Raw genomic sequence first — 19,274 nt, 5'->3', positions numbered from 1 at the left:
GGAACGCGCGGCCCCACAATTCTCGGGGCCGGTTTGATCGGAGATGAGGCCCGATAGAATGAGGCAGGGAATGCAGACGGTCGTCGGGCTGATGAGCGGCACCTCCATGGACGGGATCGACGCGGCCCTGGTCCGCACCGACGGCGAACGCCGGGTGGAGCCGCTGGCCTTCGTCACCATCCCCTACGCGGACGGCTTCCGCGCCGAGCTGCGCTCCTGCCTCGGCGGCAAGGGGCCGGTGGAGGCGGTCGAGCGGGCCCTGACCGACGCCCACGCCGACGCCGTGCGCCGCCTGCTGGCGGAGGCCGGGACGGACGCTGCCGCGGTGGACCTGATCGGCTTCCACGGCCAGACGATCTTCCACGACCCGGCGCAGCGCCGCACCTGGCAGATCGGCGACGGCGCGCGGCTGGCGCGGGCGACCGGCATCGCCGTGGTCAACGACTTCCGCACGGCGGACGTGGCGGCGGGCGGGCAGGGCGCCCCGCTGGTGCCGCTGTTCCACCGCGCGCTGGCCGACGCCCTGCCGCGCCCGCTGGCCGTGCTGAACATCGGCGGCGTCGCCAACGTCACCTGGATCGGGGAGGGTGCGGACGCGGTCATCGCCTGCGACACCGGGCCGGGCAACGCGCTGGTGGACGATTGGGTGCTGTCCGGCCAGGGCGCCCGCTACGATTCCGGCGGGGCGCTGGCGGCGCGCGGCACGGTGGACGAGGGCGCCTTGGCGGCGCTGCTCGCCCATCCCTATTTCGACCTGCCGGCGCCGAAGTCGCTCGACCGCGACGCCTTCGACCCGGCGCCGGTCCGCGGCCTGTCGGTGGAGGATGGGGCGGCGACCCTGACCGCCTTCACCGCCGCGTCGGTCGCCCGCATCGTCCCGCATCTGCCGGACGCGCCGGTGCGCTGGCTGGTCTGCGGCGGCGGGCGGCACAACGCGACGCTGATGGGGATGCTGGCCGACCGGCTGGGCGTGCCCGTCGATCCGGTGGAGGCGGTGGGCTGGAACGGCGACGCGCTGGAGGCAGAGGCCTTCGCCTATCTGGCGGTGCGCAGCCGCAAGGGCCTGCCGCTCAGCCTGCCGGCCACGACCGGCGCGCCCCGGCCGATGACCGGCGGGCGCTTCCACCCGGTGTGACGCCGGAGGTTACGGGCGCGTCCGGCTGTTGTCGGTGCAATTGTCGGCGTGTTTGCACCAGTTGCCGAAGGCGCTGGCGATCTGGGTGTTGCTGCAACCGGACAGCAGGACCCCCGCGAGGCCGGTCATGATGGCGAGGCGAAGGATGGTCATGGCCGTCATTCCGCCACCGCGGCGACGGGGTTGCCCATGGCGCGGTCCAGATAGTCGTCCACCTGCACCGCCAGATCGTCGCTGCGGTTGGCGAAGAAATGGTTGGCGCCGGGCACGACGCGGTGGTCGATGCGGATGTCCTTCTGGTGCGACAGCTTGGTGACCAGCTTGTTCACCGCCGCCCCCGGAACCAGCTCGTCCTTGTCGCCGTGGATGATCAGGCCGGAGGAGGGGCAGGGCGCCAGGAAGGAGAAGTCGAACAGGTTGGCCGGCGGGGAGACGGACACGAAGCCGTCGATCTCCGGGCGGCGCATCAGAAGCTGCATGCCGATCCACGCCCCGAAGGAGACCCCGGCGATCCAGCAGACCGGGGCGTTGGGGTTGTGGGTCTGCAGCCAGTCCAGCGCGGCCGCCGCGTCGGCCAGTTCCCCTTCGCCCTTGTCGTAGGTACCCTGGCTGCGGCCGACCCCGCGGAAATTGAAGCGCAGGGCCGAGTAGCCGCGCTTCGTGAAGGACTGGAACAGGGTGAAGACCACCTTGTTGTTCATGGTCCCGTTGTGATGCGGGTGCGGATGCAGCAGCAAGGCCATCGGCGCGTTGGGGATCGTGCCGTGTGTGTAGCGCCCTTCCAGACGTCCGGCCGGACCGTTGATCATCACTTCAGGCATGGGAACGGCGATCCTGACGCGAATATAAGGTGATCCGGACCACCGGCGGAGCGGTGAGCGGACGCCACGGCAAGCGGACGTGGTTGCCCATGGACAAGCATGGATTTTTCGCACACAATTCTTGACCGTTTTGCTTGGTCATCATATATGCGTCGATGCGTCCTTCCAGGGCAACCCGCGCGACCGGCGAGGCACGGGTCGAGGGCTCTTGCGAAAGATCACCTCTTCCGGCAAGAGGGCGGACTATACCACGGCGGGTGTTCCGGTGTTCAAGCATCTTCGCGAAGAGATCGACGGTATCATGGCCCGCGACCCGGCCGCGCGGTCACGGGCCGAGGTCGCGTTGTGCTATCCGGGCTTCCATGCCATCGTCCTGCACCGCGTCGCGCGCTATTGCTGGGATCGCCGCTGGCACCTGATGGCGCGCGCCGTTTCGCAGATCGCCCGCGCGCTGACCGGCATCGAGATCCATCCGGGCGCCACCATCGGGCGCCGTTTCTTCATCGACCACGGCATGGGCGTCGTCATCGGCGAGACCGCCGAGATCGGCGACGACGTGATGCTCTATCATGGGGTTACGCTGGGCGGCACCTCGCTGAACCAGGGCAAGCGCCATCCCACGCTGGAAAGCGGCGTGATCGTCGGCGCTGGGGCCAAGGTGCTGGGCGCCATCACCATCGGGCGCGGAGCCCGCGTCGGCGCCAACGCCGTCGTGGTGGCGGATGTGGCGCCGGGCATCGCGGTGGTCGGCATCCCGGCCAAGGCGGTGGTGACGCGCGACCGCGTCGAGACGCAGAAGTTCATGCCCTACGGCACGCCCTGTGGCGACATCCCCGATCCGGTGGCGCGCGCGCTGAACGGCCTGCTCGATCAGGTGTCGACCCTGCGCCGGCGCGTCGAGGAACTGGAATCGGAGCGCGGGGACGCGCATAATTCATCCGTATACGAAACATCGGGCGTTCCCAACGGGAGCGCCCGGCCCGACAATGGGGTGCGCCAGCCGGTGTCCGTCGACGGCGGTCCGGCGGCGTCCTGTTGAACCAAACACAAACACGAGGCTTGGCGCCGATCCGCTGGACGGTCGGGCCGGGGTGAAGGAAGGGTAAGGAGGGTAAAATGAGACTCAGCACCAAGGGACGCTATGCCGTCATGGCCATGGTCGATCTTGCTGCCACCAGCCAGGGGAGCCCCGTCGCCCTTGCCGACATCGCCGACCGGCAGGAGATTTCGCTCTCCTATCTGGAGCAGCTGTTCGCCAAGCTGCGCAAGGGCGGTCTGGTCAAGAGCGTGCGCGGTCCCGGCGGCGGTTATCTGCTGGCCCATCCGGCGGACGCAACCCGCGTGTCCGACATCATCCTGGCGGTGGACGAGCCGATCCGCACGACGCGCTGCGCCAACGGCACGCCGCAGGGTTGCCGCACCAACCGCTCGCGCTGCCTGACCCACGACCTGTGGGAGGAGCTGGGCAACCAGATCCACATGTATCTCAGCTCGGTCACCGTGGCGGACGTGGTGGAGCGGCGGATCATCGGCACCAGCAGCCTGACCATCCGCGGCCCGCAGCCGGCGGACGAGGGCGCTGCGGTCGCGGCGGAGTAAGGGAGCGCCCTCCGGCCCTTCGTTCCGATGACCCGCGTCTATCTCGACCACAACGCCTCGGCGCCTCTGAAGCCGGCGGTGAAGACGGCGATGATCCAGGCCATGGATCTCGCCGGCAACCCGTCCTCGGTGCACGGCTTCGGCCGCACGGTCCGCCGCGCGGTGGAGGAGGCGCGCGCCCAGGTCGCCGCCCTGGCCGGGGTGCGGCCCGCCCAGGTCTTCTTCACCGGAAGCGGGACGGAAGCCAACAATCTGGCGCTGCGCGGCTTTCCCGGCCGGACGGTGGTCACCTCAGCGATCGAGCATGACTCGGTGCTGGAGGCGGTGCCCGGCGCCGCCCGCGTCCCGGTGGACCGCGACGGCGTCGCCGATATGGCCGCGCTCGACCGCCGGCTCGCCGACGCAGACGGTCCCGTGCTCGTTTCCCTGATGCTCGCCAACAACGAGACCGGCGTGATCCAGCCGGTGGCCGAGACGGCGCGGCTCGCCCACGCGCGCGGCGCGCTGGTCCATTGCGACGCGGTGCAGGCCGCCGGGCGGCTGCCCCTCGACCTTGCGACGCTCGGCGCCGACCTGCTGACCCTGTCGGCTCACAAGATCGGCGGCCCCGCCGGCGTGGGCGCCCTGATCCTCGCCGACGGGCTGGAGCCGGAGGCGCTGATCCGCGGCGGCGGGCAGGAGAAGCGCCGCCGCGCCGGGACCGAGAATGTCGTCGGCATCGCCGGCTTCGGCGCCGCCGCCCGCCTCGCGCGGGAGGAGTTGCCCGACAGCGCCCGCCTGACCGCCCTGCGCGACGCGCTGGAGGCGTCGGCGCTCGCCGCCGTTCCGGCTGCGCGGGTGATGGGGGCCGGCGCGGCGCGGGTCGGCAACACCAGCAACCTGCTGCTGCCCGGCGTGGCGGGGGAGACGCAGGTGATGGCGCTGGACCTCGCCGGGGTGGCGGTCAGCGCCGGGTCGGCCTGCTCCAGCGGCAAGGTGAAGCCGTCCCACGTCCTGGCGGCCATGGGCGAGAGCGCCGGGGACGCCGCCTGCGCCATCCGGATCAGCCTGGGCTGGGACAGCGACGGCGCGGCGGTGGAGCGTTTCTCCGCCGCCTACGCCGCGATGGCGGCAAGGCTGGCCCGTGCCCCTGCGGCGTAATCGCCTCTCCATGACCTCCACCTCCCGCCGCGGGCCGTGTAAGGTTGCGCGGCGCCCCGCTTCTGGGTATCACCCGGCCGAAGGGACGGCGGCGACCCGCCGCCCTCACGGCCGACCTGTGCAGCGTTTCAACGGACGGCAAGCATGACGACATCCGATTCCGGCCCGCCGCGCTTTCCCAAGGGAGAGTCTCCCAAGGGCATCGCCGGGACCATCGACGGCGATCTGGAGCCGTGCTGGCTGTGCGGCCGTTCGGTCGCGGCGCGCGCGATGTTCTGCCATTCCTGCGGGGCGGTGCAGGCGCCGCGCCCGCTCGACCATTTCTCCCGGCTGGGTCTGGAGCGCCGCTTCGACATCGAGCCGGAGGCTTTGGCCCGCCAGCACGCCGGCTTCTCCCGCGCCATGGACCCGGAGCGCTTCGCGGCGCGCGGCGCGCGGCAGCAGGCCAACGCCCGCGCCCAGGCCGACGCGCTGGGCGAAGCCCATGAGACGCTGCGCGACCCGGTGCGCCGCGCCCGCTATCTGTTGGACCTGCTGGACGCTCCCGCCGCCGCGTTGACCGCGGAGGAGGACGAGGAGGTGACGGCGCTGGCGGACCGGCTGAACGGCGCCCCGGACGCCGCCGCGGTGGACCGGCTGGCCCAGGACATCGGGCAGCGCGTGGAAAGTTGCATCAAGTATCTTGCCATTGCCTTCCGCAACGGGCAGACCGACAACGCCGCGCGCATCCTCGCGCGGCTGGAGCGGTTGGAGGCGCTGGCGGCCGAATCCCGGACGCGGCGCTCCGGCCTTGCTCCGAAGACACTCTAACCATCGCCACTCGCACACCGACGCCTTTGTTCAGGAGAGCACCCCAATGCCCAAGATGACCTTCATCGAGCCGAACGGCACCCGCCACGAGGTGGACGCCCCGCTCGGCCTGTCCGTGCTCGAGGTCGCGCACAAGCACGGCCTGGACCTGGAAGGCGCCTGCGAGGGCTCGCTTGCCTGCTCGACCTGCCACGTCATCGTGGAGCCGGAGTGGTTCGACGTTCTGAACGAGGCCTCGGAGGACGAGGAGGACATGCTCGACCTCGCCTTCGGCCTGACCAAGACCTCGCGCCTGGGCTGCCAGATCATCATCAGCGAGGAACTGGACGGTCTGGCCGTGCGCCTTCCCGGCGGCACCAACAACGCCATGCGCTGACCTACCGCCGCGGCGCCTTGCGGGGCCGCCGCGGTCTGCACCCGCCACCGGGGAACCGGCGCGCCAGCCCGCTCGCGGGCGCGGCGCCCCCGGTTCCCCGGTGGTGAATTTTTTGGGAACCAGCCCATATAGGGCGCCATGATCTCCTACGCCAATTCCCTCGGCATCGCCAAGCGTCCCCAGGACACCCGCGTGGTCGTCGCCATGTCCGGCGGCGTCGATTCCTCCGTCACCGCCGCCGTCCTGCGGGAGGAGGGCTACGACGTGGTCGGCATCACGCTTCAGCTCTACGACCACGGCATCGCCCTGCAGAAGCCGGGCGCCTGCTGCGCCGGGCAGGACATCTACGACGCCCGTCAGGTGGCCGACCGCATCGGCATCCCGCATTATGTGCTGGATTACGAGGGCAAGTTCTCCCAGGACGTGATCGACGACTTCGCCGACACCTATCTGCGCGGCGAGACGCCGATCCCCTGCGTGCGCTGCAACCAGCGGGTCAAGTTCCGCGACCTGCTGAACACCGCCCGCGACCTCGGCGCCGACGCGCTGGCGACCGGCCATTACGTGCGCCGCGTCCAGGGGGCGGCGGGGGCGGAACTGCACCGCGCCATCGATCCCGGCCGCGACCAGAGCTACTTCCTGTTCGCCACGACCCGCGAGCAGCTGGAGTTCCTGCGTTTCCCGCTGGGCGGCCTGACCAAGCCGGAGACCCGCGCCCTGGCCGAGCGCCACGGGCTGGAGGTGGCGGCCAAGCCGGACAGCCAGGACATCTGCTTCGTCCCCAACGGCTCCTACGCCGACGTGGTGGCAAAGCTGCGCCCCGGCTCGGTCGAGCCCGGCGACATCGTCCATGTCGACGGGCGCGTCCTGGGCCGCCACCGCGGCGTGGTCCATTACACGGTGGGCCAGCGCAAGGGGCTGGGCATTGGCGGCATCCGGGGCGAGGAGGAGCCGCTGTTCGTCGTCCGCCTGGAGCCCGGCCAGCGCCGCGTCGTCGTCGGCCCGCGCCGCGATCTGGCGCGCCGCGTGGTGACGATCCGCGAGGTCAACTGGCTCGGCCCCGCCCTGACCCCCGGCGAGGGGCTGGAGGTCGAGGTGAAGCTCCGCTCCGCCCAGCCGCCGGCCCCGGCGGTGTGGCGGCTGGGTGCGGACGGCACCGCACAGGCCGAACTGCACGAGCCGCAATACGGCGTGGCGCCCGGCCAAGCCTGCGTCGTTTACCAGGGCGACCGGGTGCTGGGCGGCGGCTGGATCGCCGGAACGGGGGCCTGACGAAAACTTCGCAAAAAGTGAAATTTCAGCGTTGACACCCCGGTCCCCCTGGAATACATAAGCGGCCCCGGCACGAACCGCGGCGGCCAACACCGAAACGGACCGCGCCGGGAGATGATGGTAAGCACGATGGCAGCGTAGCTCAGTGGTAGAGCAGGGGAATCATAATCCCTTGGTCGGGGGTTCAAATCCCTCCGCTGCTACCATCACAAAAGCCAGTCAGCCCAATGGGTTGGCTGGCTTTTTCTTTTCTGGAAACGATCAGAAAACCCGTCCCTTGGCGTCTTTGGGCTCACATCGGGCTCACGCCTGCGACTTAGCAATTCTTGCGTGGTGACCCCGGTTGGCTGGGGCAGGACCCACTGGCCGGGCTCCCGCGGGGGCTCGCCCCGACTCGGGGTCAACAATCCGACCCGCATCCAGACGATCCTCCAGGCCCATCAGGCAGGATTCCCGTGGCCCCTGGCTGGTCTACATGCACCGCCCCGGAAACGGGTGCGTTGGCCTTCAGCCGGCCCGGCTGGCTGCCCGTGGGGCTTGTGGTGGAGTGGGATTAGAACCGCAACAACTGGATGGCCAGAGCTTTGGATGCCCTCCAGGAGGATCTCCGAGGGAACCATGGCGGAGATGATCCTCTCCCCAGGCCGGGCCTACTAACGGAAGCGGTGAGCCGTTTCGGTCTGGCGACGGGAAATTCGGACCTGGAGGCCGAGGCCGAGCGGTATCGGGAGGAGGCCGCCCATTTCCGGCGAATCCAGGAGGGACGGTTCGAACTTGAACTCGGCTTTGCCATTCTACATTTCAACCACCGGGGATTCCGACCCAGCAAGCGGAGGAAAGAAAGGAATGGTGCTCAGGATGCTCTGGGGCACGGGGAACCCGATCCATGATCTCGATCCAGACCTGTTCAGCGAGCCGTTCCAGTTTCGCTCTTTGGAATCCTGAGTCTTCGACATGCTGGCGGAGTCGACTGTAGAGGGTCAGGAGTGCATCAGTGCTCGGTCGCCGGGCGGCCCTTCGGGCCACCATGGATGAGAAATACGAGGAGCGTTTCCCCAACCATTCGGTCGAAAATTCCCGCTGGCTGCTGACGCAGCCGACGGTCTTCAAGCTGTCAAATGCGTCGTTGATCACAGACATCATGACCGGGTATTCCGGTGTTCGATGTGGTGTTCGATGTCACGGGCGACCTCTGCCACCGACCGACTGGATTCAACGACGGAGACCTGCAATTCGGCCTGGAATGCCCCGAAGAGGGAGTAGGCGTCGTGCTTGGTGCTGACACTGATAACCGCGTGATCATCGGCAAAGAATTTGATCGCGTACGGTTCCATGGTGGAGTTCCTGAGCCACGCCAGGAGTTCCCGTGATGGCCTTTTGGAAGTCACAAACACTCCCATCAAGGGAAAATCAAATTCGATGTCGGGAGTTCGACGCTCGCCCAGGCATGAATCGGGTTCAGTTAACTTCTTGGGCGATTTGATCAGGGATGCAATTTTCATGGATTTTCCTCGTTGCTTGACCCCAACGTGCCGGACGGCGTTGACCGCCGTCTGTGGGGTATCGCAGGCGGATGTGCCTCAGCGGCGGCGATCAGGCGTTCGCCCGGCCGATGTTTTTGATGAAATTCCGAACCCGTTCCGGGCCGCCGCTCGTCGAAATGACGCTGAAGTCGAATTCAGCGGCGAACACCGACCGCAGCATGTCGGCGTCGAGCCGAGTGCCGACGGCGATCACGGCACGCCCATCGGCGAGGTGCTGGACAGAGGCGGGTCCGGTGGACTTGGCCTCCAACCAGTTCAGCAACCGCCGAGACGGGACGCTGGTGGTGACGAAAACATCGAATAGTGGGAAATCCACCTTCACTGTCGCCACCAGTGATCCCATCCATGTCGCGAAGGACCCAGGGGTCAGTGAAGCTCCGGATATCCAGAGCGATATCGATTTCATTTTTGCTTTTCCTGTATTTTTGATGTACTTGCTGCCTCAGCAGGCGACGTATTTAAATGACTTGGTGAGGGAATAAAGTCTGTATTAAACGGCATATTGCGGGGCTGTCAGCTGACGATCCCCGATGCCGTCGGTGCCCAAGGCCAGCTTGTTGCCTTCGGGAAACAACGACGTACCCTGACGGGTCCTGCCCAGGTCATCTTCGGTGGGGACGCGGACCGATCGAGGCGACAACGCGGGCTTCCGATGCTGGAGGTCGCGTGGCCGGCAACGTTGCGGAGGAGGACGACGTGGCTGATGCAGGCCCATGTCAAGAGGCCGTGTGGGGGCGAGGCTTGTTCGGTGAACGGTATAACCCTTGCTAGATACACTTTTCCTGCTAGATTTCTTTAATGTATCTTTACTTATAGGAGATATGAATGCATGAAATGCGACTGGATGCGAGAACAGGGTCAAGCCCATTTTTCGCAAACTAACAGCCTTTTGTTGTGGCGGAGTCAATTGGCCTCTTGATTGAGTGAAGATGGTAAATTTTTCCCAGATAGATCTATGATAATGCTTCCCAGTGTCCACTTGACCAGAGTTGGAGGGTTTCTTGTCAAATAAGCTAAAAACATTACTTTCACTTGATGTCAGGCCAAGTAAATCTGTATTAATGTACCATTATTGTAGTAGTAATAGTTTTTGGTCTATCGTTGAAGGGCAGGCGATATGGCTGTCTGATATATTTAAGATGAATGACTACTCTGAATTAACATGGGGTCGTGATGTCTTTTTAGGCGTTATAAATGCCAATCGGCATGCTTTTAGTTGCGATTTTATTGCATCTATCGAGAAAATTGTTCTAGAGATTGATGATTATGTTCGGCCATTTATTGCATCGTTCTCCGCAGAAGGAGACTTGATGAGTCAATGGCGGCTTTATGCCGATGATGCACGCGGATTTTCTTTGGGTATTAAGGCCATAGAGGCTTGTGATCACTGGGGAATTAGGTTGAAGAAGGTTTTATACGATAAAGAAAAGCAGAAGCACCTTGTGCAAAATTCATTAATTGAATTATTTAATGGCTGGATAGCGATTGATGAAAATATACCGGCCTTAATCGACGTGGTGTCGGAATTCGCCATTGACCTCTGTGCCTTAAAGAACCCCGCGTTTTTTGAGGAGAGGGAGTACAGAGTAGTCCGGTTGACAACTGTTTTGCAGAATGCAGAAGAAGGTTTATTTTCCGATCACGGCGGACATACCTCCGAACACGGTGTTGTGCCACCTATTCCCGTCCAGGTTCGGTTTCCGGAAAAAGACGAAATATTCTATGTTTCACTCCCGATCGATCCGCAACAGCATGGTACCGTAATTGGAAAAGTGCTGTTGGGGTCAAAGAATGAAATGAAGCCAACAGATGTTGAAACTAAACTAAAGGAATTGGGATATTCCAAGTTCAGCGTAGGGCTATCGGCAGCGACATACCGCTGAAGTGACCTGCCAATGGCCTCGCGGTGCCTTATGACGGCCCTGAATGTTTTATACAGGGCCATACCCTTGGTCTCCGGCACCACCTTCACGATGACCTGATCGAGTCGGCGTTGCGGCTGTGGCTTAGAGTGCGGATCAAAACCGGGTAGGGCTGAGGTAAATCAACGGCTTCAGCCCACTTTCCACGGGTTTTGATAGGAGCTCTTAGAGTGCGTAACAAAACCGGCTGGGAACGGTTGGTAGGGGCATGGCAGCCCCTCTTGTTTGCGACGCCTTGTGGGCGATCATCGAACCTCTGATCCCGCCGGAGCCGCCCAAGCCGAAAGGCGGACGGCCCCGGCTGTGCGATCGTGCTGCGCTGACCGGCATCCTGTTCGTGCTGCGCACGGGTATTCCTTGGGAGCTTCTGCCGGTGGAGATGGGCTGCGGCTCGGGTATGACCTGCTGGCGGCGTCTGCACGAGTGGCATCGGGCTGGCGTGTGGGAACGGCTGCATCGTGTGCTGCTCGACCGTCTCGGCTATGCCAACGCCATCAACTGGGATCGTGCGGCGGTGGACAGCGCCAGCGTCCCGGCAAAAAGGGGGGTGAGGAGACCGGCCCGAACCCGACGGATCGCGGCAAGCCGGGCTCCAAGCGCCACATCCTCGTCGATGCTAACGGCATCCCGCTCGCCCTGAGGATCTCGCCAGCCAACCGGCACGACAGCAAGCTGCTGGAGGCGCTGGTCGATGCCGTGCCGGCGATCCGCCAGTGTGCGGGCCGGCCCCGGCGGCGACCGGCCAAGCTGCATGCCGACAAGGGCTACGACTTCGCTCACTGCCGGCGGGCGCTGCGCCAACGAGCGATCATTCCGCGGATTGCCCGGCGTGGCGTCGAAAGCAGCGAGCGTCTCGGCCGATATCGATGGGTGGTCGAGCGTACGCTCGCTTGGTTTGCCCGCTTCCGCCGCATCGCCGTCCGCTACGAACGGCGCGCCGACATCTTCACTGCCTTTCACCATATCGCGGCCAGCCTCATCTGCTGGCGCTTCGTCCAGAGATGGTTCTGTTAGGCGCTCTTAGGAAGCGGCTCCTCCAGGATGTCGCCGACCCGGTCCGCCGGCACGGCGAGCCGAACGGGCTGAAGCCTAAGGATGTCTGGGCCAAGGACCAGAAGCATGCCTGGGGAAGCTGCGGGATCGACCGCGTCGTGAACCTGAACTGGCAGTTGGTCTTCGCCCCCCGGACGGTGCTGGAATACGCCGTGGTCCATGAACTCTGCCACCTGCGGCACCGCAACCACGACCGGGCCTTCTGGGGCTTGGTCGGAACCATTCTGCCGGACTGGGAGGCCCGGAAGGCGTGGCTGGACCAGAACGAACATTTCCTGACGTTGCGACGCGTGGAGCCGACCTGATGGCCATTCCCGAACTTCAAAAGCTCATACTTCTGGTTCTGAAGACCGTAACCGATGGGGCCGGGAAGCAGACGCATTGATCGACTCTGGGCAGAGTCACTGCTAAGCTCGCAGCAAACGCCGGTGGCAACATACTCGATCCATGCCCGCGTGCCATGCTGCGTTCCGAGATCGTTCTCTTTCGAATGTGCTATAATATGCAAATTCCCATTTAGACCGCCAACGGGCGTCTGGGGACGTGTGGGTCGTTCCAATTTGCAGGCGATGAGTCATGGAATACGTAGCCGGATCAATTGCTCTGGATTCAAATGTTTCTGCCAGAGAAATTGGAGCCATCCTTAAAGACCGCTTAAAAGATTTTGACGGGCAGATTGGCTACCGGCAACCCTCTGTCGGGACAAGAAATAAAGCTGAAATACCATCATTTATCATCATTTCGCCTAATTTTGGCGTAGTGATCATCGATGTTATTGACGACAAGATTACGTCCATCGATGAATCTTTAGAATTTTTCAAGACCTCTGAGGGAAGAGACGTTCGATCAAGGGATGTGATATGCGACGAGTTCGAGCAAGAAGTACAGAACCGTCTCAAGAAGGACGGCCGGCTCTATAACAGGGCAAGGAAAGAATTGTACATTAGAACTAACAAGATTATTCTGTTCTGCAGAAACACTAGAGATGAAGTCAATGACCTGAACAGCGGGGGAGCCGTACTGTCAGACACTCTTTCCAAGGAAGAGATTAGAGAGGGTCTTTTTTCCTACCTCAAGGGGCTCTATGATCCTACTGGTGTACCCAGCGACCTGATTGATGTCGCGATCTCCATGCTTGAGGGCACGTCGGCATATGATAAGGCTCGGAAAGCTGGTCCGATTATTGACCCCGAGACGAAGAATGACTTTATCAGGATATCACTAAGTAACACATTCAAGCTCGATCAAACGCAGCGACGTATCTCTATGCAGATTCCTGACGGACCACAGCGAATTCGTGGTCTTGCCGGCACTGGAAAGACCGTCATCCTGAGCTTGAAAGCCGCACTTGCTCATAAGGATTTTCCTGATTTTAAAATACTCTTTTTGTTTAACACGCAAAGCATGTATCCCCAGATCCGAAGCCTTATATCTGAATATTACGTTTCGGAGACTAAGCAAACAGTGGATTGGGGAAATTTGCATGTCTATCACGCCTGGGGGGGGAAATCTCAGGCAGGCCTATACTCATCTATCTGCGAAGAATATGGCCTAAAGCCTCTTACGTTCTCTGACGTGAAGGGCAGCTCAGATGCACTAGGTAGCATATATTCTTCCCTACTCAGGACGCATTCGTCGGTAATCAAGCCATATTATGATTTAGTGCTAATCGATGAAGCTCAAGATTTTTCGTCTCCAGTGTTTGAGGCAGCATTCCGCCTGTGCAAAGACCCCAAAAGGCTAGTTTGGGCGTATGACGAGTTTCAATCCATGACTGACATACGCATGCCTGCTCCTGAGGAGCTATTTGGGAAGAATGCTGACGGTCAGCCGAACATGCCGAATTCGGTCTTGGACGGGAGCTACCCAGGCGACATTGAGAAAGATTTTATTCTGCCTAACTCTTATAGAAACCCGAGAATTACACTTCTAAGTGCCCATAGCCTTGCCCTTGGCTTATGCCGTCAAGACGGAGCCATTGACATGATCGAGAGTCGGCGGGATTGGGAGGCTCTCGGCTATAAGGTGCTGCAACCCGCTGAGAAAAGCTCCTATGAATCCGGCGATCCCATGGTCATCGAAAGGCCACTGGAAAATAGCAGAAACATACTCGAAAACCTGATGAGGGATCATCACCGAAACGAGAAAGAGTTGATGCAGTTCCAGGTATTTGACTCAAGAGCAGATGAGATAGACTTTGTCGCTAAAGAAGTTTGCTCGCTTGTGCGTGATGAAAATGTTGCTCCTGAGGAGATAATAGTAGTCACTCTCGACATCGCAAATTCGAAGTCCGACTTCACTAAAATAAGGTCAATTCTGAACGCGGAACATATCCGCTGCATAATGCCTGGTTTTATTGAAAAGCCGTCTGCCTTCAAAGAGAAGGGGGCCGTGACTCTTACGACACCGTTTAGGGCTAAGGGCAATGAAGCAAACATTGTGTTTGTGATCGGGGCCGAGGCGGTTCCTCGTGACGCTACGTTCAGAAGCCGGAACGCTCTATTCGTCGGAATCACAAGATCTCGCGGCTGGACATATGTGTCCGGTGTTGGAGATCGAGCAAATGAGATGCGGCATGAATTTGAGTGTATCTTCAATGATTATCCTCATCTTAAATTTTCCTACCCCAGCCCCGAGGATCTTAAACGCCGGCGTATAATTTTGTCGAGAGATGACGCTGAAATTCAGAAAAAGCAAGCTGTACTTGAGGAAGTTATTGCTACGGACAAGGAGCTTCTCATAGAAATGCTAAGGTCCAATCCGGAACTTTTGCAGCAGATTGTGAAAGAGACGGAGAGCAAGAAATGAACGTCAGGGATGTTTGTCGGGAGCTTGAGCTCATAGGCAGGGAAATGTCGGGAATTATTATCGACACAAATTTCTGCCAAGTAGGCTCATCAGTAACGTGGGGAAAATACAAGACTGGTATTGCGTCCGGAGTAAACTATCTGTCGCAATACCGAAAAGTAATCGATGATAGGCAGTACAGCTTTCTGTTGTCTGGGGGGCATGCCCTGCAAATTTATTATGAGTGGCATGGCAATGATCTCATTGCGGCGAAACAGGCCATCTATCCCGCCCCATACGTCATTGATGGTTGGGAGGACGAGTGGCCAGACTTCGAGCTAAGTGAGGCTGAGCTTCTCCAGGACCCTGATCCGGAGAGCGAAGCAGGCTTAGACATGGTCCGAGCATCATGCTGGAGTCACATTCGTTTTGATTTTGATCTTAGTGCGGAGAGTCACGACATAGCCCATATACAGAACAGTTCCATAAACGAGTTTAGAGTACCAAGCACTATTGTTGTGCCTCCTTTTATGTTCATGGTGATGGCTGTTAGGCTTCTGCATCCAGCTTACTATGAGACCGTTAGAGAGCGAGGCTGGTTCCTTGAAGCGGTTGCAAGAGCAAAGCGGCAATGTGTCAAGGTCGCGGTGCTAGACACCTCGTATCCGTTCTTATCAATTGAATGCCAATAGTCAGATTCTACCTTGCCGTCCTTACCTCAGTGAGAATCACAAATTCAGCAAGTATCGTGTCTTAATAGCTTTCAATCTGATAAAAGGAGAACCCGATCTAAAATTCCCATATAGGTCATTGATGTAGGGTATGAATATTATTCGTTGTTGTCGATACCTAAACGATATCTCAGATCGCCGACTTGGATACTCAGGTTGCTGAATTTACTCGAATGGAGTAACGCAAGTCACATAGGCGTCGCCGCCAACGGCTTGTGGCGGCGAATGATATCCCGCACTGTGCTGGGGTGCCATCGTCCCCCGCGTGCTGACCGCACGCCACGTGCGTTCAGGGCATCGGCGATCCCCTGGAGTGTCGTGACGCCCGCCCGCCGGATCTCGGCGATGATCGGCATGACCCTGGCGGCGTGTTCGTCAGCCTGGGCCTGCCGGCGGGCGGTCCCGGCTTTGGCGACCTCGGCCATATTCGGGCTCCCCAGGGGTTCGCCGCGGTCACGTTTCGCCAACAGAGCCTGACGGGTCCGGTCGGCAATCAGCCGGCGTTCCTTTTCCGCCAAGGCGGCCCACAGGTGCAGAGTAAAGGGATCGACATCAAGGCCAAGTTCGGCAACGACGAACTGGACTCGGTGTCGCATCAGACCGGAAATGAAGTGCACGTCGCGGCCAAGGCGGTCGAGCTTGGCGACCACCAGCGGACACCTCTCCCGTTGTGCCTGGGCGATGGCAGCGTTCAGGCCAGGGCGGTCGTCGTCGGCACCCGACTGGATGTCGCGGTAGTAGTCGGAGACGACGTAGCCGTTCCCGGAGGCGAAACGGAAGATGGCGTCCTGCTGGGCGTCAAGTCCAAGACCAGACCGCCCCTGTCGGGAGGTCGAGACCCGTAGGTATCCGATGCAGTTCATCCCGATCCTCCATCGCCGTTTTCGAAACCAAGACGAACGTCTTGATCTCGTAAATCGACGATCTCATGGTTCCGGAAACTGTCAAGCGGAGCACTGGTAAGGCCTTGGGCACGTGCCCAAGGATGTGCAGGCGTGTTCAGATGCCGGGGCGGTAGCGAGAGGGTAAAGAAGGAGTTTAACTTGGACGAGGGTATATCTAGCACGAAAGGGCAGGATTGCCGCCCCGGCCTAGGTCCGCTCCTGAAGGGCGTGGTCAGGGGGCAGTTTGGCACGGAGGCCTGTAGCATGGATCGGCTCGGTCCGTTCCCTCGAGCATCTTGTCGAACTCCTTGGCGAACTCCTTGGCGAGATCTGGTACCGCAGTGTTGACCTCTACCTACACCAGCAGGGCCTCGACCCCGCTGGCTGGGTTATGTTCCATATGCTCAACGTCTTTTCCGAATTTGAGTGTGTCACGATCATAGACCGCACCAAGGCCGGCCTGAACCGAGCCAAGGCCCAGGAACAGCAGTACGGCTGGCCGCCAGCCTACCCCGCCAAAGAGAAGGTGATCGGCGATCTGCTGACCAGCGGCAAAGGCGTTATCAAGGTACCCCGCGAGGCAGGCGTCGGCGTCGGGATCGTTCACCGCATCCGAAAGAACATAACTGACCTCTCTCCTAACCCGACGCACTGACAAGGTGTGGCTGATGGATCTCCGATATGTCGGGCCAAGGTATCGCCGCCAGTGCTTCGACGGCACCTTCACTCGACGAAGGTGCCCGCCAATCCGTGAAGGGACAGGGCTCTTGGGCCGCTAAGCTACTGCCTCATCAGCCGTCGTTTTCACCGCGTTGATTTCGTCACCTGGGGTGGGCTCGATGCAGCACGTGGTAGCGAAAACTGTCCTCAGGGCCAGCAGCTTTACGGTATCTATAGTATTGTCGGCCAATGCTTTCAGGATTTCGATAGGCTTTTTGTCCCCGCGATCGCCGCCCGGCTTCGTAGTTCCGAGAAAGCCTTCGAGATCATCGGGGAATTGGAAAATGCCCAGCCGGTGCGAGCCGCAGAGGGAATGCACAAGATTGTTGATCGCTTCATGCTCGTTCCGGTTCGCATCGCCATCCAGGAATACCGCATGAGGGATGCCGAACGCCTCAAACAACATAATGAACCGGTGAAAATTGTACTTACCAAGGGCGTCAAGAACAAAGACGCTGCCTCGCCGTAGGTCAGACCATTGGTTCTCAAGAAGATAGTTGAACAGGGCTTTCTCGGAGGCCCCCTCGCAGATTACAACCTTCTCGGCGAAGAAGGCCGATGCCCTCTCGCTATCGAGCCAAAGCTGATACCGGAAGCAATCTTCCTGAGCCGCAACTTCTTCCGTGGGAAAGGCAGCCACAAGGTTTCTGGCCTTTTTCTTCTTCCCCTCATCTACATTCGGATCTTTGACGAACGCGTCAAGAGCGTCGATGAGCTTCTTCCCGCCCGTGAGAAGCTCGTTCAGGTCATTTTCCGAAATTTGATGGACCTTACTGACGCCGCCGCTACGGCAGAGCCTGATGATCTGTTTTAGATCACTTGCAGCTTTTCCTGCAAAAATGGGCGAGTGGGTTGTAAGGAGTACTTGTTGATCGGGCTCTTTGCCAAGCTGACGCAGGCTAAACGCCATATTTTCCTGCTGATTTGGGTGCAAAAACGCCTCAGGCTCTTCGAAAAGGATCAGAGTGTAGGCAGGATCGAATACCTTCTTCTCGGCTTGCTTGCTCTCTTGGAGGCTTGGGGCCAACCTAATCAGTTCATAAATAACGGAACGCTGAAACCCGTGGCCAAACTTGTCGATGGATAAGTCTCCATCAAAGCTGTGGTCACGGAAGGCGTGTGCGATCTGATTCTTGACAATGTCTTCTGGCGTGACGGGCTTCACGTCCAATACCATGCTCACGCCCCATTTACCTAGGGCATTGTTCATTGGTGTGGTGAGTTGAGACAGGAAACCGGCCTCGCCCTTGGCTTCGTTGTTTAGTTTCTCGAATGCTTTTCCAAGGTCTGCATAGCTCTCGCTCTTCTCAACGACTTTCTTCAGGAGGAATGAGACGATGTTACGGAATGGTGAGGCTCCGCTTACCTTCAGCGTTTCTGTAGGTGTACTAAGTACGGGTACATATATTACATCCCCAAGCTTCGCTTGGCTGATACTTCTTGCACCAAAAAAGAGAGATTCCTCTATAGTCCCATCGGGAAGGTGGGCGTAGAGGTTGCTCTGCTTTGCCTTGACCCTTGTCGGGTGCTCATCGGACCTGAGGTACTTGCGTACCTTTAGGTGATGGTGGCCTCCCTTATATTTGTCGGGAAGGGAGTCGTACTCTTGCTCGGTCAGCCTGTACTCAATGTCGATCCAAGCCTCCTTATTCTCGCCTGCAACACGCGGCAGGTCACCATCTGCCCAGGTGATGTCATCGTAAAACACTCTGAGAGCGTTTATGACTGTTGATTTACCAGCATTATTCGATCCGACAAGCATAGTGTAATCGTATAAGTCGAATGAGGCATAGTGAATGGACCGAAAATTTTTGATATCCACCTTTGTGATCTTCACTTGTCCCTCCGGGGCAAATTCGAAAGTGGTAAGATGCGGAGACGCTACCCCATTGAAGCGTCTTTGGCTATGCACTGTTCTCTGTTCTGGACGCATCAGAATAATCGATGCAATAATAAGGTAGAATTTTCTATGGCTGTCTCATGTTGCTTCCAGATCGGCCGTTGACATAGAGCCAACGGGACCGGTGAGCACCCTTGCCGCGGCCTATCTGGGCTGCACCGTCGAGCCGCTCGGGATTCCGCTCAAGGCCGAGCCGAATCGGCAGCGAATGCAAATCCGGTCGTACCGCAAGGTCGTCCAGCAGATCATGCAGATCGTCGAGGCCGCCGGCTAATTTGGGGCCAAGCACCCGGACACCAACTTAGAGCTCCTATCAAAACCCGTGGAAAGTGGGCTGAAGCCGTTGATTTACCTCAGCCCTACCCGGTTTTGATCCGCACTCTTACCCCGCCACGGCATCGACGCCAGCAAGTTCACGCCGTGCTCGTTGTTCTACCTGCCGTGTCGGGCCCGGAACACGGTCGACTCCTTCTTCCACGACCACAATCAGGTCCGGCGGCGTCTCCTCGACGTGGAGGCGTGGATCAAGCGGTCGTTCCTTCGGGAGGCGGAGGAATTCGCCTGGATGCCCGACGCGGTC

At 60.4% G+C, this 19,274-nt stretch carries 21 protein-coding genes and 1 tRNA gene; 15 read left to right on the top strand and 7 right to left on the bottom strand.

Going from position 1 to position 19,274, the window contains the following annotated elements; translation table 11 throughout:
• Positions 1–43: 43 nt before the first annotated feature.
• Positions 44–1,135 (top strand): anhydro-N-acetylmuramic acid kinase, encoded by a 1,092-nt coding sequence (locus tag ABAZ39_RS09560; RefSeq protein ID WP_372684150.1) that lies wholly within the window; start codon positions 44–46, stop codon positions 1,133–1,135.
• Between the two features lie 9 nt (positions 1,136–1,144).
• Here the strand turns inward: ABAZ39_RS09560 and ABAZ39_RS36110 are convergent, their stop codons facing one another.
• Together ABAZ39_RS36110 and ABAZ39_RS09555 are read right to left on the bottom strand one after the other, a co-directional pair.
• Positions 1,145–1,288, bottom strand: coding sequence for a hypothetical protein (locus ABAZ39_RS36110; RefSeq protein WP_160174813.1), 144 nt, complete (start codon positions 1,286–1,288; stop codon positions 1,145–1,147).
• A gap of 5 nt (positions 1,289–1,293) precedes the next feature.
• On the bottom strand, positions 1,294–1,956 hold the full coding sequence (locus ABAZ39_RS09555) for an alpha/beta hydrolase (RefSeq protein WP_014239834.1): 663 nt from the start codon (positions 1,954–1,956) through the stop codon (positions 1,294–1,296).
• 265 nt (positions 1,957–2,221) lie between these two features.
• On the opposite strand from ABAZ39_RS09555, the gene epsC reads away from it, so the two are divergent.
• The 7 genes from epsC (at position 2,222) to ABAZ39_RS09520 (ending at position 7,359) form a co-directional block, all read left to right on the top strand.
• Entirely contained in the window at positions 2,222–2,995 is a 774-nt protein-coding gene (gene epsC, locus ABAZ39_RS09550) for a serine O-acetyltransferase EpsC (RefSeq protein ID WP_109138512.1), read from the top strand.
• A gap of 77 nt (positions 2,996–3,072) precedes the next feature.
• Positions 3,073–3,555: an Rrf2 family transcriptional regulator gene (locus ABAZ39_RS09545; protein ID WP_014239836.1), complete on the top strand. Its 483-nt coding sequence runs from the start codon at positions 3,073–3,075 to the stop codon at positions 3,553–3,555.
• 27 nt (positions 3,556–3,582) lie between these two features.
• A complete protein-coding gene (locus ABAZ39_RS09540) occupies positions 3,583–4,695 on the top strand; it encodes a cysteine desulfurase family protein (RefSeq protein WP_038528881.1) in 1,113 nt (370 codons plus the stop codon).
• A gap of 144 nt (positions 4,696–4,839) precedes the next feature.
• The gene (locus tag ABAZ39_RS09535; protein ID WP_014239838.1) at positions 4,840–5,505 is read left to right on the top strand and encodes a molecular chaperone DnaJ; all 666 of its coding nucleotides are present in this window, start codon (positions 4,840–4,842) and stop codon (positions 5,503–5,505) included.
• A 46-nt stretch (positions 5,506–5,551) separates the two neighbouring features.
• The gene (locus ABAZ39_RS09530) at positions 5,552–5,881 is read left to right on the top strand and encodes a ferredoxin family 2Fe-2S iron-sulfur cluster binding protein (RefSeq protein WP_035672428.1); all 330 of its coding nucleotides are present in this window, start codon (positions 5,552–5,554) and stop codon (positions 5,879–5,881) included.
• 138 nt (positions 5,882–6,019) lie between these two features.
• Positions 6,020–7,153 (top strand): tRNA 2-thiouridine(34) synthase MnmA, encoded by a 1,134-nt coding sequence (gene mnmA / locus ABAZ39_RS09525; RefSeq protein WP_038528877.1) that lies wholly within the window; start codon positions 6,020–6,022, stop codon positions 7,151–7,153.
• A gap of 131 nt (positions 7,154–7,284) precedes the next feature.
• Positions 7,285–7,359, top strand: a tRNA-Met gene (locus tag ABAZ39_RS09520).
• A gap of 595 nt (positions 7,360–7,954) precedes the next feature.
• On the opposite strand, the gene ABAZ39_RS35480 is transcribed toward ABAZ39_RS09520, so the two are convergent.
• The 3 genes from ABAZ39_RS35480 to ABAZ39_RS35470 all read right to left on the bottom strand — a co-directional run bounded on the left by ABAZ39_RS35480 (position 7,955) and on the right by ABAZ39_RS35470 (position 9,103).
• A complete protein-coding gene (locus tag ABAZ39_RS35480; protein WP_144243492.1) occupies positions 7,955–8,296 on the bottom strand; it encodes a DUF6626 family protein in 342 nt (113 codons plus the stop codon).
• Positions 8,293–8,655 carry a hypothetical protein gene (locus ABAZ39_RS35475; RefSeq protein WP_144243491.1) on the bottom strand — a complete coding sequence of 121 codons (363 nt, stop codon included), beginning with the start codon at positions 8,653–8,655 and terminating at the stop codon, positions 8,293–8,295. The genes ABAZ39_RS35480 and ABAZ39_RS35475 overlap by 4 nt, the downstream gene beginning before the upstream one ends.
• Positions 8,656–8,746: 91 nt before the next feature.
• Positions 8,747–9,103: a hypothetical protein gene (locus ABAZ39_RS35470; protein WP_144243490.1), complete on the bottom strand. Its 357-nt coding sequence runs from the start codon at positions 9,101–9,103 to the stop codon at positions 8,747–8,749.
• 595 nt (positions 9,104–9,698) lie between these two features.
• Between ABAZ39_RS35470 and ABAZ39_RS33985 the strand changes: the two genes are divergently transcribed.
• The 5 genes from ABAZ39_RS33985 to ABAZ39_RS35465 all read left to right on the top strand — a co-directional run bounded on the left by ABAZ39_RS33985 (position 9,699) and on the right by ABAZ39_RS35465 (position 15,151).
• Entirely contained in the window at positions 9,699–10,580 is an 882-nt protein-coding gene (locus ABAZ39_RS33985; protein WP_144243489.1) for a DUF2971 domain-containing protein, read from the top strand.
• Positions 10,581–10,827: 247 nt separating this feature from the next.
• A protein-coding gene (locus ABAZ39_RS33980) for an IS5 family transposase (protein WP_088123925.1) occupies positions 10,828–11,633 on the top strand; the annotation gives its coding sequence in 2 pieces (ribosomal slippage) (positions 10,828–11,155 and positions 11,155–11,633; 807 coding nt in all).
• On the top strand, positions 11,621–11,977 hold the full coding sequence (locus tag ABAZ39_RS33975) for a M48 family metallopeptidase (protein WP_081862939.1): 357 nt from the start codon (positions 11,621–11,623) through the stop codon (positions 11,975–11,977). The genes ABAZ39_RS33980 and ABAZ39_RS33975 overlap by 13 nt, the downstream gene beginning before the upstream one ends.
• A 271-nt stretch (positions 11,978–12,248) precedes the next feature.
• Positions 12,249–14,480 carry a DEAD/DEAH box helicase gene (locus ABAZ39_RS33970; protein WP_081862938.1) on the top strand — a complete coding sequence of 744 codons (2,232 nt, stop codon included), beginning with the start codon at positions 12,249–12,251 and terminating at the stop codon, positions 14,478–14,480.
• Complete coding sequence (locus ABAZ39_RS35465) at positions 14,477–15,151, top strand: DUF2290 domain-containing protein (RefSeq protein ID WP_144243488.1); 675 nt, start codon at positions 14,477–14,479, stop codon at positions 15,149–15,151. Before ABAZ39_RS33970 ends, ABAZ39_RS35465 begins: the two co-directional genes overlap by 4 nt.
• A gap of 227 nt (positions 15,152–15,378) precedes the next feature.
• Here the strand turns inward: ABAZ39_RS35465 and ABAZ39_RS09490 are convergent, their stop codons facing one another.
• A complete protein-coding gene (locus ABAZ39_RS09490; RefSeq protein ID WP_038528869.1) occupies positions 15,379–16,053 on the bottom strand; it encodes a recombinase family protein in 675 nt (224 codons plus the stop codon).
• A 265-nt stretch (positions 16,054–16,318) separates the two neighbouring features.
• On the opposite strand from ABAZ39_RS09490, the gene ABAZ39_RS09485 reads away from it, so the two are divergent.
• Positions 16,319–16,729 (top strand): recombinase family protein, encoded by a 411-nt coding sequence (locus ABAZ39_RS09485; RefSeq protein ID WP_051657905.1) that lies wholly within the window; start codon positions 16,319–16,321, stop codon positions 16,727–16,729.
• Between the two features lie 120 nt (positions 16,730–16,849).
• On the opposite strand, the gene ABAZ39_RS33965 is transcribed toward ABAZ39_RS09485, so the two are convergent.
• Positions 16,850–18,631 carry an ATP-dependent nuclease gene (locus ABAZ39_RS33965; protein WP_081862937.1) on the bottom strand — a complete coding sequence of 594 codons (1,782 nt, stop codon included), beginning with the start codon at positions 18,629–18,631 and terminating at the stop codon, positions 16,850–16,852.
• A gap of 187 nt (positions 18,632–18,818) precedes the next feature.
• On the opposite strand from ABAZ39_RS33965, the gene ABAZ39_RS36105 reads away from it, so the two are divergent.
• Positions 18,819–18,968: a hypothetical protein gene (locus tag ABAZ39_RS36105; protein WP_160174812.1), complete on the top strand. Its 150-nt coding sequence runs from the start codon at positions 18,819–18,821 to the stop codon at positions 18,966–18,968.
• The last annotated feature ends 306 nt before the right edge of the window (positions 18,969–19,274 follow it).

This window comes from Azospirillum argentinense, from assembly GCF_000632475.1.
In the GTDB taxonomy this organism is placed as follows: Bacteria; Pseudomonadota; Alphaproteobacteria; order Azospirillales; family Azospirillaceae; genus Azospirillum; species Azospirillum baldaniorum.
This window is presented reverse-complemented; position numbering and strand designations above follow the sequence as displayed.